This is a genomic window from Akkermansia sp. RCC_12PD, from assembly GCF_036417355.1.
In the GTDB taxonomy this organism is placed as follows: Bacteria; Verrucomicrobiota; Verrucomicrobiia; order Verrucomicrobiales; family Akkermansiaceae; genus Akkermansia.
The window spans coordinates 1,596,208-1,613,215 of sequence record NZ_CP143889.1 but is presented as its reverse complement, the minus strand read 5'-3'; the positions used below and the strand labels follow the sequence as shown (position 1 = coordinate 1,613,215).

The window sequence follows — 17,008 nt, the reverse complement described above, 5'->3', positions numbered from 1 at the left end:
AATGGCGCTATTCCTCTACCCAGGCGTTCAATATTTCCACAATGTACATCTTGTGGAAATCTCCTGCTGCGTACCACTCCGAGGAGATTGCCCTGTCCAGAAAACATTCCGGTTTCAGGGCCTCCGCATACAGTTTGCGGCATTCCAGCACCAGCCTGGCTTCCGTAAAGCTCACATTGCCATTTTCCGTAAAATACGGAGACAGGCCGGAAGCGGCTACCTTGTCCGTATCCCGACCACTCGTCGTTCCGCAAACGCTCAGCGCCTTATGATATTCATGGCTGAAAAAGGACAGCGTGAATTCCTCCCCCTTCTCGATAAAATCGAACGTATATCTCTGCGGGCGAATCACAACAAATGCTACGGGTCTCTTCCACATAAAGCCCAAGCCGCCCCAACTGGCCGTCATCATATTGAAATGCTCCGGCGTTCCAGCCGTCACCAGCATCCAGTCGTGCCCAATCAACTGCACGGCATTATCCCGAATTTCCTTTGGATCAATTTTTTTCATCGTGGTCTCTAACGTTCATTCGCATATCATCCTACACTTCTCCGGCTATATGTCAAAGCCGCGGAGCGACTGGGATGACGCGGAAAAGGCGTCCCCTCCCTGCCGGAAACACCCTTCGTTTGGAGTTGCATTTCCGGGATGGCGGCCCTAGCATTCCCGGGATGAACCATACCGCGCTGGAAGACAAGCTGGGTTACCGTTTCAAGAACCCGGACCTGCTCAGACAGGCCCTGACCCACCCCAGCACGGACAGCAAGCCGGAAACGCGCCGGACATATGAACGGCTGGAATTCCTGGGAGATGCCATTTTACAGCTCGCTGTTACCCAGTACCTTTACCGCCACATGCCCCAGGCTCCGGAGGGAGTGCTGACCCAACTGCGCGCCCGCACCGTCAGCCGCGCCAACCTGGGCAAATACGGATTTATCCTGGAACTGGACAAATACATCACTTTGGGCAAGGGAGAGGAAAAAGCGGGCGGCAGAAGCAAAAACTCCATCATCGCCAACACGTTTGAATCCGTCTTCGGGGCCATGTCCCTGGATTCCGATTATGAAACGGCCAAGGCCATAGCCCTGCGCGTTCTGCACGACGCCCTGCACTCCGCCGCCAGCCATCCCAAGGAAATCAACCCGAAAGGGGAGCTCCAAGCCATCCTTCAGGACATCCTGCCGGAAACGCCCTCCTATGAAACGGAGGAAAAGGGCCCCAGGGATTCCGCTGACCGTTTTGAATCACGGGTGTTCTGGCACGGCCATACGGTCGGCGCCGGGCGCGGCTCCAGCAAAAGGAAGGCGGAAGTAGCGGCCGCAGCGGATGCCCTGGCGCGCCGGGAATGGCTCCGCATCACCTTGTAAACACTGGCGGAACAGGTGGCTATTTTGTCACTCTTAAGCCTTGGACAGCCCTGTGGCTGGTTTGATAGACAGAAGCCGTCTCCGTGAGGAAGAACCTTCCCCCGGAAGACCTTCTCACAGACACACACCAACCATAGAAAACAAATGAAGACCTATACTCTCCCCGTCATCGGCATCATGACTCTCGGAGCCTCCGCCTTTGCCAACACAACTCCGTCCAAGGCCTCCACCGGGAACGCCTTGCTGGCCCGCGACAGCTTCTCCACCTGCCAGTGGCTCGGCGACCGCTTCAAATGGTTTAATGCGGAACGGGATCACAAGAATCCCTACATTCAGGAATTCAACGTCTCACTGCGCATGCAGTACGGCCTGGACTGGATCGACCCGAACGGAGAGGGGCGCGTGATGGGTGAAAAGGAAGGCAACGGCCGCCGCTTCAATGACGAATGGCGCCGCTTCCGCGCCGGCTTCAACATGAAGTTCCTGAAAAACTTCAAGCTCAACAACGTATGGAACATTGGCGGCATGGACGGTCTTGAAAGCTATAATGCGGCAGAAAACCGCTGGGACACCTCCGACCTGACCTATTCCCTCTATGAACTGAATCTGGAGTACAAGGGCGGTCCCATCACCTATGCTATCGGCAAAATGAAGCCGCGCATCACCGGTGAATACCGCACCTCCTCCTCCGCCATCCTGACCATTGAACGCTCCATGCTGGTCAACCAGCTCCGTTCGGAAACCAACTACGGTTTCCAGATGAACAACTCCGACAAGAAAGACAAGATCGGCTGGGCGGCAGGCATCTGGCTGAACGGCAACGGCGGCACCGGAACGGGCAGCTTCAACAACCGCATTGAACCCGCTTTCAATTCCCAGGACAACTGCTTCGTTACCGGCACCCTGAGCTACGACACCTCCAATGACGTGTTCCTCAAGAAAAGCCGCCTGTGGCTGGACTACGCCCACAACTTCACCAAGTGGGGCGACGACGCCCAGAACAAGGCATACGACAGCCTGCATGATTACAGCTTCAAATCCAAGTACCAAGGCACGGGCGCCAAGGACGTGGTGGCACTGACCTGGGAAGGCTCCCAGGGGAACTTTTCCTTAATGACGGAAGTCATGGCCGGCTTCAATGTCATCGGCATGAAAGCCGGCGCTGAAAACGTCTTCGGCGTGACCATCATGCCGTCCTACAAGTTCACCCCCCACTGGGAAGGTGTGGTCCGCTACCAAATGGCGGCAGGCAGCAATGCCGTGAAGTGGGAAAAGCGCTACACGCAGAACTCCACCTATTCCGGCACTTCCGACTGCATGCAGGCTCTGTACCTGGGCGTGAACTACTACATCTTCGAATGTAACCCGAACATGGCCAAGATCATGGCGGGCGTTGAATATGCCCATTCCAACGGTACGGACGCCAGCAAGCAGAAGGGCTTCACCGGCTGGAGCTACAACATCGCCTTCCGCACTAACTTTTAATCTGCCGAACGGCACATCCCGCCCATATATGGCCGCCTCTATTCAGGGACGGCCATTTTTTATGGGGGAAAAACCCACGCGGCAGTTCCCCCCAAAAAATAGCGGCTGTCACTTCCGTAATGCCTTCCATATTCAAATACCTGGTCCTTAGCAAATCGGAAGAAGCATGCCCCATTTCCAGCTGCAATACATGCAAATTCTTGAAATGCCTTGCAAAGTAGCTGGCGAACGTATGCCTTAAAATATCCGCAGGCCACTTCTTCTCCTTCCCGTCCCATCCGGCCAGACGCCTCACCTCCCTCCACTTCGCCGACCAGTTACGCGGACACACGCTTCCTGCCCCGAATCCCATGGCCGCTGCTCTTTTCAGCAAGTTTTTTAAAACCGGCCGAATCGTTACGATGCGAGCTCCGCCTGTCTTGCTGTGCCGCGCCCTTAAGGAAACCATGCCCTCCCGTAAATTAATCTGCGTCCAATCCAGGCGCTTCACCTCCTCCGGACGAATGCCGGAATACAGCATAAGACCAATCGCGGCCAGGCACGCTCCGCTGGCACATTCCTCCGCCGCCGTCAGCAGCCGGTGCACTTCTTCCAGGGACAGCACGGGAATGGAAATTTCCTTCAGCCTCGGAAGATCTACATACGTCACCGGGTTTTCCCGGCACCAGCCGCGTTTTACGGCTGTTCCGAAAACACCGCTAAGCACCAACCGGGCCTTATGTCTCTGTCTGAGGGTGCCAAATGATTTTTCCAGCCAGGCCCGGCATTCCTGAGCCGTGATAAAACATACGGGTCTCCGGGCCATTTCCGGACAGCACCTTAACAGACGCCGGCTGATATAGCGGAAATCATCCCGGGTTCTTTTCCTCCGGTCATGCCGCGCCTCCATGGCCTCATCCACGGCTCTCTTGAACGCCACTGTTTTTCTTCTGGCAATTAAAGCCTCTTCTCCCAGCCGGATGCATTCCCTCGCTCTCTTCCGCCGTCCGCCGCGCCCCCTGCTGGCCTGTAGCAATTCATGCGCCAGCTGGGCGGCCTCCACTACGTCCAGACCTGTTTTTCTTAAAATAGTCAGTGCCGCATGGTCCATTGCTGATATTTCCTCTTTCATTCCATCTATTTTGCCGCGGGTTTGGAATCCGTAGTCAAGTAAAAATAGTTCTTTATTAATCAAAAGGTTCAATAATTGCCTCCCATTACCCTTTACCGTACCTTCACCCCTGTAATTCTTTTCCAAACCGTTTAATGACAAAGAGGACGCAGGAATGCCTATACGGATTCCAAATTCGTTATCCACCAGCGTAGGCCTTCTCTTTTGGGCATCCGCGGTTGCATGACGCCGCATGAAACCTCCCACAAGGGAAGGCCTGCCAAACCAATTAATTGAAATCCAATCATGAAAAAACTCCTCATCCTGCTCTCATCCTCCGCCCTGCTCTGCAGCTGCGGCGGCCTCTCGGAGCGCCCCACGGGGCTGGTATATGCCAGCGTAGCAGATCCCATCGCCGCTACCAATTCCTCCGGTTCCCGCACCGGTGTAGCCACGGCTACTTCATACCTCGGCCTGGTTGCCGTGGGCGATTCCTCCATCTCCGCCGCCAAGGCCCAGGGAGGCATCAGCACGGTCTCCAGCGTAGACGTCAAACGTGAAAACATCCTTGGCGTCGTCAGCAAGTACACCACCACCGTCAAAGGCAACTAATCCTCTTGCGGTGTCTTCATACAGCCGTGCGCCGGAAGGTGCACGGCATTCTCCTTCCCCCTCTTCTCTTTGCCACCCTTCTTTTGTTTTAGCCCCATGAAAATTTATCTGCCACTCACTCTCCGCACGACTTTACTTTCCGCCCTGATTCTCGCAAATCCGTTTCCCAAGGCTGAAGCCGGCTACCTAAACGGCCTCGATATGGAAACCGACGTCTGGACAGACCTCATTAGAGAAAATGCTATCCTTGATTCATGGTATCGAATTGATATTTCAAATAGTTCATCTGCGGCCGTAGACACAAATTATTTAACAATCAGTAATTCGGGGGAAATTATTTTCAACAGCACCGGGTGTTATATTGGCGAAGAAATAATTTTCACGAACAACCACGGCAACATCACCTTTTCAAACAGCTCCATAGGCCTTTCGTTAAAGATTCCTGTTGGGGGACATGAGGGCGGCGGCATAAATTTTACGAATAATCAAAGCGACATCACTTTCTCAGGTAACTCAAGGGGAGCCATTTCCTTATATAACAGCCTCTACGCGGATTCTGGAGATTTAAATTTTACAGAAACCTTGGGCGATATCTCCTTCTTAAGTAACTCAAGCGCCTCTAGCCAAACTGCTCCCGACAGCGACAATTACGGAGCGGGTGGAGCTATTGACTCCAAAAGAGGCAATATAAATTTTACGAAAAACCATGGCAATATCACCTTTTCCGCCAACTCGGTCACTCAGGGCGCTACTTATAACTTCAGCGGAGGAGCCATTCGAACCATATCTGGCAATATAAGCTTCACAAAAAACCAAGGCAATATCATCTTCTCAGAAAACAGCGTTTGTGGTGGCGAATTTAATGGAATCATTACGACCCAGTTTGGAGCCGTAAGCTTCACAGACAATTCTGGCAGCATTATCTTTAAAAACAACAAAGGTAGAGCAATTTATAGCTATTCCGGCGAAAGCATAAGCTTTGCTAGAAATCAAAGAGATATCATTTTTTCAGGCAACACAGGAACTGCCATTTGCTCTTCCTGCGGCATAACCACCTTCACGGGGAACCTGGGTGATATCACCTTCTCCGACAACTCTGCCGCCTCAGGAGGGGCCATTGACGGCAACACAACCTTCACGGGGAACCTGGGCGATATCACCTTCTCCGGCAACTCTGCCGCTTCAGGAGGAGTCATTACCGGCAACACAACCTTCACGGAAAACCAGCGCAACATCTCCTTCTCCGGCAACTCTGCCACCTCAGGAGGGGCCATTGACGGCAACACAACCTTCACGGGGAACCTGGGCGATATCACCTTCTCCGGCAACTCTGCCGCTTCAGGAGGAGTCATTACCGGCAACACAACCTTCACGGAAAACCAGCGCAACATCTCCTTCTCCGGCAACTCTGCCACCTCAGGAGGGGCCATTGACGGCAACACAACCTTCACGGGGAACCTGGGCGATATCACCTTCTCCGGCAACTCTGCCGCTTCAGGAGGAGTCATTACCGGCAACACAACCTTCACGGAAAACCAGCGCAACATCTCCTTCTCCGGCAACTCTGCCGCTTCAGGAGGAATCATTGACGGCAGCACAACCTTCACGGAAAACCAGGGAGACATTACCTTCTCCGACAACTCTGCCGCTTCAGGAGTTATTACCGGCGACACAACCTTTATCACGAATAATAAGGGAGACGTTACCTTCTCCGGCAACTCTGCCATCTCGGGAGGAGCCATTAATTTCTCTCAAAAACTGAGTATTGCCAATAACAAATCCGTTATTTTTCAAGGCAACTCAGCCAAAGACCTTGGAGGCGCCATCTATAGCCATAACAGAAGTTATCTCTCCATTGTCAACAATGAGACTGTTGAATTCCGGAGGAACTACGTCAAGCAATATGATAAAGAAGGAATACTGACCGGGGCGGTGCTCAACAGCATAGCTCTCGAAGATAGCGGAACTCGGACACTTGAACTTTCCACCGGCGCAGACGGCGGAACCATCACCTTCTACGATCCCGTCAAAGCCTCCAATACTATGTTCTCTCTGAATCTTTATGAAGACAGTGAAGGCAATTCCGTGACGGGAAACGGAGCCATTGTGTTCTCCGGCCTTCATGCAGAAGACGACCTGAAGCAAATTTTCCAAACGCTGGGACTGGACACCACCGGGGAAGCCTTCCGAAGCTCCCTGACAGAATCCCTGAGCTCCTCCATAACATACGGAAGCACTGTCATTCTGCATGGAGGTTCCTTAAACGTCGCCGATAGAGCCATTTTAAATATATTAAAAAAGAAAAATTTTAACTCTAATTATCTAGCCAAGGCAGATTCCACCACGGAGCTTTCCAATAACGGGGTTCTGAATATTGAGGGATCCGCCACGTTTGAATGTGACGGCAATTCCTACGCCTACCTAAACATTACCGGAGGCTCCACCATGAAGACGAGCGGGGATTTCACCTCCTCCGGCTACACCAAACTCCACGAGGGAACGCTGGATATTGGCGGAAACACTGTCGTGAAAGACGGAGGCAGGATCGAATTCCAAAGCGGCTCCTCCTTCACGGCAGGAGGCAAGTATACTGTCCGGGAAAGTTCTGCCGTTGAATTTACAGGATCGGGCACGGCATTAACGGCGCAGCAGATCGTATTTGAACAAGGCTCCTATCTGAATCACTACCGAGGAACGGGGTCGACTCTGAAGGCGCAATCCGTCACCATGACGGGAGCGGAGCTGCGGCTCAGGCCCCAGAATGACGGTTACGCATTAACCGTTGATGCGAATCTGGACCTGACGGACAGCACCATCTGGCTCTCCCCGGAAAACTCCGGCAGTATTCCTTCCTATGGCACCAACGGAATCGATGTCACAGGAATACTTTCCGTTTCCGGTTCCACCACCATCAACCTGAACAGCGAATATGCCAGCCTGAACGATGAAAAAAACGCAGGCCTGACGCTTTTCCGACTCAACGGAGAAACTGCCGGAAGCAACTTTACCGGCAATATCTCCGACTGGACGCTCCAGAGCTGGACGGAAACTTATGATGCCGGCACGCAAACCTGGATAAATACCTTCAACCCGCTGGAAAACGCGGAACTGGCAACCACGATCCTGTCTGGGGGGAAATGGGGGGTCATCCTTAAACTGGAAGAAGGGTCAACACCCACGCCCGGTGAAGACGATATTTATGTAGATACCGGAGAAGAAAAATCCATTACTGACCTGGGCAAACGCGTCTATCTGCAGGGCGGTACCCTGGACGCGACCGGCATTCCCCAGAACACGCCGCTCACCAACCAGATCATTGTAGAAGGCACAGACGGCCTGCTGGTCATGAATGAAGACCAAAGCCTGATCCTGACGGGCAATCTGACGGGCAAGAAAGGGATCGGCTACGACATTGACGGAACCGCCGGCAACAGCTCCGGCGGCGTCGCCATCGGCAGCAGTAACGGCTCCCTGAACAGTAGCGCCGTTGACCTGAGTGGGGAAAGGTACAACATCGCCTCCCTGAATGTCCGCAGCGGCCTGGCCGACATCAAAGAAACAGCCTCTCTGGGTCACGAAAACACAGTCATTACCGTCGGTTCCTCCCGCAACAGCGGAGAAACCAATGCCTCCCTCATCAATAACGGCGCCATTCAGGGCAGTTCCCTTACCGTGAACTCCGACGGATCCGTGACCAACAACAAGGCATTGAATGTTGCGAACATCAACCTGAACAGCCAGTCCGCCCTGGCCAACACGGGGGATTTGACGGCTGAACAAATCACCGTGGCGAAAGACGCGCTGTTGAACAACAGCGGCTCTCTGGAAGGCAACGTTACCCTCCAGGGCTGGATGAGCAACAGCGGCCAGACTACCGGCATGGTTCTGGTGCAGAATGGCGGCATCCTTTCCGGCGGCGGCTCTTTTGAGTCCGTCACCGTCCGGCAGGGGGGGCGTTTGAATATTCAGGGGGCGGCCAACTTCAATGGCCTGACATTTGAAGAAGGCTCCGGAATGGCGTTTTCCGTCAACGGCACAAGACCGTTCAGCACCGGGATGAATGCGACAGACACCTATTTCCACGCAACCGTGGGAACCCTGTCGCTCGCTGGAACGCCGTCCATTGAGGTACACGTCGGCTCCGGCCTGATTGCCGCAGGTTCCGAGTTCTTCACACTGAACCTGCTCCAGGCGACTGAAATCACCGGAGACGCCGCGCTGGAACAACAGCTCCATCTTACCGGAGAAACCGGCCTGCTGGAAAACGGCGGAGTTCTGGCCTGGAACCCGGAAACAGGGCTTCTCACTTTCTCCGGCAAGCTGAACATTGCTGCCGCCTCCGGCCTGGCAGGCCATGACGCCGCGCTGTTGGCAGACACCCTCTGGAGCAGCGTCTCTTCCGTCGCTTCCTTCGCACGTACGGCAAGCGCGCAAGGCAAGATGGCAGGGAACAGATCCTCCCGCCTGTGGGGAGCCGGCCTGGGGTACTTCACTTCCATGTCCTCCATGGACTCCCTGAGCGGATTTTCCTATCAAGGCGGTGGCTATGCCGTCGGCACGGATGTAGCTCTCGGAAAGGATGCCGTGGCAGGAGCCGCATTCGGCCAGATGTTCGGGACCCACAAGAGTTCCGACTCCATGCTCTCCGACAAACAGAGGTCATTCATGTTCGCCCTGTACGGCAACGTCCGCAAGGAACTAGCCCGCGGGCATGAGCTGAATCTCTCTGGTTACTTCTCCTACGGCAGCATTGACCACGCCGCCAGAACGCACGTGGGCGGTTCCCGGCAAACACCCGGACGGGCCCGCTGGGATGACAATGTTTACGCCTTCGGCCTGCTGGCCGACTGGGACATCAAGATCAGCAATACCTTCACCGTGTCCCCCTACACCGGGATCACCTACATGTACGGAACCCAGGGCCCCATTGAAGAAACCTTTGACGGCGGCAGCCGCTCCTTCGGGAATGGGGGTCTGCAGTCATGGAGCATTCCCGTGGGTGTCAGCCTCAAATCCGTCTGCGGTCTGGGCAATGGCCAGGCCCTTCTGCCGGAACTGAGCGTAGCCTACGTAGGGGACATCGCTCGCAGAAACCCGTACACCCGCACCTGGACAGCCGGGCAATCCGTAACCGGGCGGGGACATACCCCCGGCAGGCACGCCCTGATGACACGTGCCGGCCTGGACTGGCAAATCAACAGGAACTGGCAGGCAGGCGCTTATTACACGCTTGAAGTCCGCAGCGGACAAACCAACCAAAGCGTCAACCTCAACGCCTCCTACAGTTTCTAATCCTCCTCAGCGGGCTGAGGAATGCAGCCGGATTCCGCAGCCTGCTTATCAGGCAACTCTGAAAAAACAACAACATCATACACATTATGAAAAAAACCATCACCGCAGCATGCGCACTCATCCTGACTCTTGCGTCAGCATCCTGTCAGAAAAGTACAACGGAACAGTTCCTGAACATGCAGGAAGAGATGATTGAGCTTATGGAAAACATCAAGGATCAATCCAGTGCCAATAAAGCGGCAGAAAAGATTGCCAAACTCCGGGCAGAATCGAAGGAACTGGAAAACTCCATGTCCCAAGAAGAGAAAAAGAAAATGTGGGATACGGAAGAATATAGAAAGTTTCTGTTTAAAAAAGAACCCGTAAAAATGGAGCTATTTCAGAAAGACTACTATGGCTCCTACGAACTAAGGCAAGCGATGTACGGAATGTAACCATTCCGAAGGGCAATATTCGTAACAGGTCATACTATGTCCAGATTTCCCATTTCATTGAAACAGTGCGGCATCTTATCAGTTGCTTCAGTGGCTCTGTTTTCGGTCTCCTGCTCCCCCATTGTGGCGGAATACACCTACCGGGGAACAGTAACCGGCACAAGTGGAAAGCAGACGCGTGAATTGACCGTCACAGAATATCAGGATGGAATAGTTTCAGGTAAATTGAGCATACCATCATCCCCAATCATGGAACCGTCCTCCTGTGGGAGCATTGGCGGAAGAATCGACGGCAGGCGGATTGAATTCCAGCTTACATCATTGGGGCAATCCTACCTAAGTGCCAAAATGGCCTCCATGAGCAATGCAGGCACTATTGTTGCCTACATAGGGAATATTTCCGGCAATCGTCACATTATCAGTGGAAAATGGCATGCAGCCAATGATCGGAATTCCTATCTTCGGGGTGGTTCGTTCTCCTTTCACCTGACTAGAAAAAACGGTAAACCTGTTGCCAAACCCAAAATCGCTCCTGCAGGAACTAATACGATGAAAATTGAAGGAGGTCCTGACGGATGGACGATATAATAAACATTTCAACCTGGAATCTCCACAGCACAACCTGGCGGCAAGATAAGCTTGATACCCCATTCCCTTTCATTTTCTGAACCATGCACCTGAAGGATTCCCATATAACCCCCTCACCGGATAATGCGGCGGAATCACAAACAGACTTGCCGCCCCTGCCCTCTGCGGTCGCGCCTGAAGTCCCCCTGCCGGAAGTGCCGCTCCCTCTGCCTCCGGCCACTCCCGAACCGCCCTTGCCAGAGATTCCGCTTCCTCCCCCTCCGGCCACTCCCGAACCGCCCTTGCCGGAGATTCCGCTTTCTCTGCCTCCGGTCACGCTCCCTTCCAATTCCGGACAAAAGAAGCAACTAAGCTGGCTCATTCCGACAGCAGTAGTCATCCTGGCAGCAGGCGGATGCTTAGGCTACTATTTGTACACAGAAAAAAAAGCCTTTGCGGAACAAACCGTTCAACTGGAAAAAGATACTGAGGCCTTGTCTGAAACAATAACTCTTCTGCATCAAAAACAGGAAGAAGCCCGGAAGGGCAATCAAACCAAACTCCTGAAGGAAAAAGAAAATATCCGCCTTCTGGAAACATTGCAAAAAAAGGAAAAGGCCGTGGAACAAATCCGGCAAAAGCACAACTCCGTCCTTGCTGAACAATCCAACGCCATAAAACGCATAGAAGCCCTGGAAAAAGAATTGGGTGAAAGTACCCGGAATAATATCGAAATACCAAGGAACGGGGGGAACTTCGTGGAATGTGTCAATAGCTCCACCGTCAAGGCCCCCATGATCAACCCGCCTTGCCCGGAAACCGACAAGAGCCTGTTACAAAACAGCCTTGCCTACCTAAGGGCACGCAAACAAGGAACCGCCGCTGCGCTTTCCGATCACTTTGCCCCCTATTGCAATTACCAGTACGCCAACAATCGGGAAGTTTCCAGGGAAATAGTTATAAATGAAATCCGGAAATTCTGGAATAAATGGCCCCAGCGCAATTATCGCCTTCTCGAAGTAGCCTACAAGAATAATCACGTGGAAATTATTTACATTTATAAGTATGCCGACCAGAGAGGCCGAAGCCTCCAAGGATACGCCAAGGAGATATGGGAGACCAACTCTAGCGGGCAAATTATCCATTGGCGGGAGGAACTCAATTCAAAAACTCCCCCAGCCGCCTCCGAAGGCCACCGCATCATATCCAAAAATAATTGACCGCCCTTACCCCATGAAAATCCTTATTCTCTCTTCGGTTCTAGCTCTCTCTCTGGGTTTTCCGGGATGGTTGTTCAGGTCATACGGACAAAACCGGGAACTATTCCAGCATGCCGGGCAGAAAATCGCCTCCCTGGAAGAAGAAAAATCCTCCTTGGAAGAACAACTCAACAAACATCATCCGAATACCCAGAACCCTGATGCCGATTCCATTTTGGGGAAACAAGAAGAATATCTTAAGCGGCAAATACTCAAGCAGGATCAAAATATGGACGCCCTGCAGCGTTTCCTGCAGGAAAGTGAGCACCAACTTCGTTTACTGAAAACAAAGGAACGGGAGCTGAAAAATCTGCTAGAAAAAAAGAAAAAGGAGGAAGCCAGCATCATCCATGCCCCGCAATCCATCGCCGGAGCTACCATTACCATTGAATACAAACTGGAAGGAGAAGACAACGTTTCTAAAAAAACGCTCAAATCAGGGGAATACTGGATTAATAAAAGCGACTATATACCTCAAAGAAATACTGCCCTGATCTCTTTTGAGTACTCTGAACAATTTAATGCCCAAAAATCCAGGAATTGGATCATTACCAGCGCCAGTTCTTTTAAAGAGTGGGTGAATGATGACAAGAAACAACTGGCCGTCATTACGTTCACCAGCAGAAAGGGAAACACATACACAGGCACGGTCAAGGGGTATATGGTGACCAATATAGGACAGGAGATCGGGATCAAGCTTGCCGGCATTGTCATTACGCTGCCCTAATAAACAATGTGATGCAGAATGGGCATGAGAACGGCTCACTTCCCTTCCTCCCTGTTGTCAGAAATGATCTATTCACCCTTGGCGGAGAAAGATTGGAAAAGGCGGAAGCCTGCCGGAACCAACCGTCACATGCCACCGTTCTCTAGCTCCATATAAATCCCACGCAAACTTTTGCGGCCAACAGATACACACCATTCATGCCGTTATGAATGAATCAGATAAAACATACTATTATGCCCCTCCCGGCGGACAAGCCTCAGGCCCCGTCAGCGAACAGGAACTGCGCAAGCTGCTGGAACAGGGAACCATCCATGAATCCGACAATGTCATCAGGAAAGGAGAAACCCAATGGCGTCAGATCAGGCAGGCGCTGAAGAATTATGACCAGTCCGGGAAAGACACCGCATTTGTTCCCTCCCCCATCCCTGTCTTCTTGCCGCCCCTGCCAACGGAGCGGCAAGAAGAGAACCGTGTTTCTGCCATCGACGGAGCTGTCCAGATCATGGATATAGTCGAGAAAACTCTCAATGACCTCAATACGTTTATAGATAATCGTCTGTACAGTTTGTTCGGATTCAGAAAATTGGTGCCTTACTTTAAAAAGTGGGTCAATTTCACCATTCATCTGACAAGTGTGATGACGATTTTGACATCCATCCTGTTGGCTTTTGCCGTTGCTTCCATTGTTTCCGCCCCCAAATCCATGTACATGAACCCTTATTCCACGTTCAATACCAGAGCCATGGAAACCGCACAAAAGGCAGCGGAGGCAAACGGCGGGATGTCTGGAGGGACCTTCCTGACGGCGTTGGGAGGAGGCTTTCTTCTAGGCGTCATCCTGCAATACATTTCCGGCTTGTTCTCAAAAGCCAATGTCAACTATTTCTATAACAGGAAGCCGGTGTTATCCTCCATGTTGCTGCCCCGGCTCAATGTCATCATATTGTGTATTTTATTGCTTGGCACGCTCATTTCCCTCTTCTTTGTAAAAGGGCTCTTTATTTTTCTGGCGATTCTGGCTCTGGCTTCCCAGTTGTACATGATCTGGCTGCATTTGAATTGCGACCGACTTTTCATGGAAGTGACGGATAAGGAAGCCTCCGGGCCTTCGGACCTTATTGGATATATGATGTATCAGCTCCGCTTCGCGCTGGTAGCGGCGCAGACGCTAATTCCCGTATGGTTGTTGGGATTGTGCGGCTTTTGTTGTTCCGTCCTCTTTTCCGAAGACAAGGGAGGTCTCCTTGTTCGGTTGCTGATGTCGGGAGAATTGTCCATATGCGGCGTGATTGGATGGCTCTCACTGCTGGCAGCGCCCATAGCTCTTCATTTGTGCTATATCTTCGCGGCTCTTGTGCCGGAACTGCTTTTATCCATCCTGAGAGGCTGGAAAAAATCCTGACACCATTACTTTACGTCACTCATGTCCGGGCAGAACATATTTCCTGACGGTCTTCGCCCTGATTCTTACAGAATCTGCACCTGTCCGCACGGGAGATTCGGCATCAGTTACCTGAACGGGAAAGCCATTCCTGCAAGGGTAAGTTTCATGGCTTCCTGATGCGCTGTCCAGCCCCCTCCGCATCGCCATCACGCTGGCCAATAAAGACGCCAAGCGCTTTTCCAACCAACAGATACATATATTGAACCGTTATGAACGAATCAAATAAAACATACTATTATGCCTCAGCCGACGGACAGGTTACAGGCCCCGTCAGCAAACAGGAACTGCGCAAGCTGCTGGAGCAGGAAACCATTCGTGAATCCACCAATGTCATCCGGCAAGGGGATGCCCGATGGAGCCGTTTGAGTGACTTCCTGCCGTCTCAAACCGCGGATCAGAACGAATCAGATAAAACATACTATTATGCCTCAGCCGACGGACAGGTTACAGGCCCCGTCAGCAAACAGGAACTGCGCAAGCTGCTGGAACAGGGAGCCATCCGTGAATCCGCCAATGTCATCCGGAAGGGGGATGCCCAATGGAGCTGTTTAAGTGACATCCTGCCGCCGCAAGGCAGACCCGGTTCTTCAGAGCCTTCCAGACAAAATCAAAAATTCCATGCTCTCGCCAAAGGAGAGGTAGGCAAGGGATTTCTGTCTATTTTATTGGATACGTATGCCATTGCCTTCAAAAACTTTTTATCTGTTTTTCTGGCAGTTATCCTGTGGATTTTAACCATCTGGATTCCATACATCCATATAGGAACCACGATAGCCATATTTAATCTTCCTGTGGATTTGGCCAAGGGAAAAATTATTTCTCCAACATGTATTTTTGCCAGACGCTACAGGCAATTCTTTGGAGAATTTTTTATCATGGCTTCTCTAATGATCTTCGGAATAGCGATTGGTTTATGTCTCTTTATCATCCCCGGCATCGTCCTGGCCTATTCATGGATGCTGGCGCCTATTCTTTTGATTGACAAGGGAGTCAATCCCACAGAGGCACTGACATTAAGCAATAAATACACTTACGGGAACAAGTTTTCCTACTTTCTGGCCTCAATTGCTCTATCGGTATCGTTTGGGGTTCTCCTCGGTCTCATATCCCTGGTCAGTTCCGACCTGGGTATGGTCATTAACATTTTGTTGGCTCCGGTAATGGGAATCTCTCTCATTGCAGCTATGTATAAAAAACTTGTTCTCTCAGGAACGAAGGAAGCTTGATTCCTCAATCGTCCTTCCCGCAAAGGAACGCATCCCGAACGTTTGCTGAAGAATCCGGATTCCAATATTTCAACAAATGATGCAGGCTCTTTCGTTACCAATGAAAATGACGGCTCTCGTGTTACTGTTCATGTTTTACGGTAATATTTCAAAAGGAGCTCCGGAAAAACAGCAAAACGGAATAGTCCCTGACAAGCAGGAACTGACGGTGCTGCTCAAAAAATCCAGTAATCCAAACAACGAACAACAAGCCAATAGAATCAGGGTGAAACTCTGGTTCTATTGGGAAAAAAGACTTCAACGGGTTTACCAGCGCTTGCAGAGGTATTACGCGCTCCGTCCGGAACTGGCGGAACCGTTAAAGACTTCCCAGCAAGCGTGGCTTACCGCCAGAGACGCCACCATGTATGCCTACGGATTCTGCCTTAAAAAAGGTGATGAAAACAGGAAAGAGGACGGGTGGTTCAAAGCCAATATGAACATCATGATCATTGAAATGACTGAAACGCGCTGCCGAATTCTGGAAGAACTGCTCAATATCGTTCAAAGCTGTGATCTTTAATTTACTATCTCCTCTCCACATTCCATGAATCTTCTTTCATTACTTCCTCTGCCTGTTATTACCGCCGTCTGCGGAGCCGGAGTGTGCGCCGCATATATTGAGGCACCCGGTTCCATCAATGGGGCGACAATCAATCTGGACGGGGAATTATACTATCCATCCAACATTACTATTGAACGATATGAACCTTGGAAAAATACAGCCCGGATGATCATACGCTACCATAAGCGGCTCATGCCCAGAATCCATCTTTCAGACTCGCTTACCGGTTCCACAACAATAGAAGAAGTCTATGGAGAAAAAGTAAAACCGGCTTTTGTTACCTTCACCGGACAAAAAGGGAATATTTATTCCGGAACAGTCGCGGGATCCATGTTTTCCCATTATAATTACAGAGGCGAAGAGGAACAAAAACGTCTAGCCATGCTGGAAGATAAAAAAATTGAGTTTATTTTTCCTGACGATAACCGTCCTGTGACGGGCAGTACAAAAGGGCCAAAAACCCTGAAAGAAGGCGCCATCCTTCAGATCCAGACGGATAAGAGAGCCTTCAGTTACAAAATCGGGAGTAACTGCATGTTATTATACTACTTCCTAAAATATCCGGATGAAAAAGAAGCCGGAATTGTTTTGGACTTGGACAAGCAGCCTGGAAAACCGGATATTTCCCTTTGTCTTTCCGCCTCGGATACATTTGAAGAAGTTATGACCATGTTTGACCCCGAGCCATACATCGTCTTTACAAAGAAATCATCCGATAAAATTTATGAAGGAGCTTTTTTCGGATATTTATACGGATACACGACAGATCCGGAAACAAATGATGCCCAGGAACCTAACTATACTGTCATTTTCAGAGAAAAGCTGCTGAGTATTAAAATTATTCTGCCGTTAATCTCCCAATAACATCCACTCTTTAAAAAGACATAAGGCCAATTCATC

At 51.3% G+C, this 17,008-nt stretch carries 14 protein-coding genes; 12 read left to right on the top strand and 2 right to left on the bottom strand.

Annotated features, from left to right (window positions below):
* Positions 1-7: 7 nt before the first annotated feature.
* Positions 8-511 (bottom strand): flavin reductase family protein, encoded by a 504-nt coding sequence (locus V3C20_RS06760; RefSeq protein WP_130083274.1) that lies wholly within the window; start codon positions 509-511, stop codon positions 8-10.
* A gap of 161 nt (positions 512-672) precedes the next feature.
* On the opposite strand from V3C20_RS06760, the gene rnc reads away from it, so the two are divergent.
* Both rnc and V3C20_RS06750 read left to right on the top strand, forming a co-directional pair.
* Positions 673-1,368, top strand: coding sequence for a ribonuclease III (rnc, locus tag V3C20_RS06755; RefSeq protein WP_161981230.1), 696 nt, complete (start codon positions 673-675; stop codon positions 1,366-1,368).
* A gap of 144 nt (positions 1,369-1,512) precedes the next feature.
* Positions 1,513-2,853: a porin gene (locus V3C20_RS06750; protein ID WP_130083276.1), complete on the top strand. Its 1,341-nt coding sequence runs from the start codon at positions 1,513-1,515 to the stop codon at positions 2,851-2,853.
* Here V3C20_RS06750 and V3C20_RS06745 read toward each other — a convergent pair.
* Positions 2,843-3,943, bottom strand: coding sequence for a tyrosine-type recombinase/integrase (locus V3C20_RS06745; RefSeq protein WP_161981231.1), 1,101 nt, complete (start codon positions 3,941-3,943; stop codon positions 2,843-2,845). The two genes, V3C20_RS06750 and V3C20_RS06745, sit on opposite strands and share 11 nt — an antisense overlap.
* 306 nt (positions 3,944-4,249) lie before the next feature.
* Between V3C20_RS06745 and V3C20_RS06740 the strand changes: the two genes are divergently transcribed.
* The 10 genes from V3C20_RS06740 to V3C20_RS06695 all read left to right on the top strand — a co-directional run bounded on the left by V3C20_RS06740 (position 4,250) and on the right by V3C20_RS06695 (position 16,972).
* A complete protein-coding gene (locus V3C20_RS06740) occupies positions 4,250-4,555 on the top strand; it encodes a TRL domain-containing protein (RefSeq protein WP_130083278.1) in 306 nt (101 codons plus the stop codon).
* A 582-nt stretch (positions 4,556-5,137) separates the two neighbouring features.
* The gene (locus tag V3C20_RS06735) at positions 5,138-9,847 is read left to right on the top strand and encodes an autotransporter outer membrane beta-barrel domain-containing protein (RefSeq protein WP_162007314.1); all 4,710 of its coding nucleotides are present in this window, start codon (positions 5,138-5,140) and stop codon (positions 9,845-9,847) included.
* An 86-nt stretch (positions 9,848-9,933) separates the two neighbouring features.
* Positions 9,934-10,281 (top strand): hypothetical protein, encoded by a 348-nt coding sequence (locus V3C20_RS06730; RefSeq protein WP_130083280.1) that lies wholly within the window; start codon positions 9,934-9,936, stop codon positions 10,279-10,281.
* Between the two features lie 36 nt (positions 10,282-10,317).
* The gene (locus V3C20_RS06725) at positions 10,318-10,869 is read left to right on the top strand and encodes a hypothetical protein (protein ID WP_130083281.1); all 552 of its coding nucleotides are present in this window, start codon (positions 10,318-10,320) and stop codon (positions 10,867-10,869) included.
* Between the two features lie 83 nt (positions 10,870-10,952).
* Positions 10,953-12,068 (top strand): hypothetical protein, encoded by a 1,116-nt coding sequence (locus V3C20_RS06720; RefSeq protein ID WP_130083282.1) that lies wholly within the window; start codon positions 10,953-10,955, stop codon positions 12,066-12,068.
* Between the two features lie 13 nt (positions 12,069-12,081).
* Positions 12,082-12,834, top strand: a complete 753-nt coding sequence (locus tag V3C20_RS06715; RefSeq protein ID WP_130083283.1) for a hypothetical protein — start codon at positions 12,082-12,084, stop codon at positions 12,832-12,834.
* Between the two features lie 205 nt (positions 12,835-13,039).
* Positions 13,040-14,236: a DUF4339 domain-containing protein gene (locus tag V3C20_RS06710; protein ID WP_130083284.1), complete on the top strand. Its 1,197-nt coding sequence runs from the start codon at positions 13,040-13,042 to the stop codon at positions 14,234-14,236.
* Positions 14,237-14,487: 251 nt separating this feature from the next.
* Positions 14,488-15,504: a DUF4339 domain-containing protein gene (locus V3C20_RS06705; protein ID WP_149873375.1), complete on the top strand. Its 1,017-nt coding sequence runs from the start codon at positions 14,488-14,490 to the stop codon at positions 15,502-15,504.
* Positions 15,505-15,580: 76 nt separating this feature from the next.
* Positions 15,581-16,066, top strand: a complete 486-nt coding sequence (locus V3C20_RS06700; protein ID WP_130083286.1) for a lysozyme inhibitor LprI family protein — start codon at positions 15,581-15,583, stop codon at positions 16,064-16,066.
* Positions 16,067-16,090: 24 nt separating this feature from the next.
* Positions 16,091-16,972: a hypothetical protein gene (locus V3C20_RS06695; RefSeq protein ID WP_130083287.1), complete on the top strand. Its 882-nt coding sequence runs from the start codon at positions 16,091-16,093 to the stop codon at positions 16,970-16,972.
* Positions 16,973-17,008: the final 36 nt, after the last annotated feature.

Coding starts and splice junctions, on each gene's coding strand:
- V3C20_RS06705 (WP_149873375.1), top strand. CDS start 14,488: ATGAACGAATCAAATAAAACATACTATTATGCCTCAGCCGACGGACAG.
- rnc (WP_161981230.1), top strand. CDS start 673: ATGAACCATACCGCGCTGGAAGACAAGCTGGGTTACCGTTTCAAGAAC.
- V3C20_RS06730 (WP_130083280.1), top strand. CDS start 9,934: ATGAAAAAAACCATCACCGCAGCATGCGCACTCATCCTGACTCTTGCG.
- V3C20_RS06725 (WP_130083281.1), top strand. CDS start 10,318: ATGTCCAGATTTCCCATTTCATTGAAACAGTGCGGCATCTTATCAGTT.
- V3C20_RS06710 (WP_130083284.1), top strand. CDS start 13,040: ATGAATGAATCAGATAAAACATACTATTATGCCCCTCCCGGCGGACAA.
- V3C20_RS06700 (WP_130083286.1), top strand. CDS start 15,581: ATGATGCAGGCTCTTTCGTTACCAATGAAAATGACGGCTCTCGTGTTA.
- V3C20_RS06720 (WP_130083282.1), top strand. CDS start 10,953: ATGCACCTGAAGGATTCCCATATAACCCCCTCACCGGATAATGCGGCG.
- V3C20_RS06715 (WP_130083283.1), top strand. CDS start 12,082: ATGAAAATCCTTATTCTCTCTTCGGTTCTAGCTCTCTCTCTGGGTTTT.
- V3C20_RS06750 (WP_130083276.1), top strand. CDS start 1,513: ATGAAGACCTATACTCTCCCCGTCATCGGCATCATGACTCTCGGAGCC.
- V3C20_RS06740 (WP_130083278.1), top strand. CDS start 4,250: ATGAAAAAACTCCTCATCCTGCTCTCATCCTCCGCCCTGCTCTGCAGC.
- V3C20_RS06745 (WP_161981231.1), bottom strand. CDS start 3,943: ATGGACCATGCGGCACTGACTATTTTAAGAAAAACAGGTCTGGACGTA.
- V3C20_RS06760 (WP_130083274.1), bottom strand. CDS start 511: ATGAAAAAAATTGATCCAAAGGAAATTCGGGATAATGCCGTGCAGTTG.
- V3C20_RS06695 (WP_130083287.1), top strand. CDS start 16,091: ATGAATCTTCTTTCATTACTTCCTCTGCCTGTTATTACCGCCGTCTGC.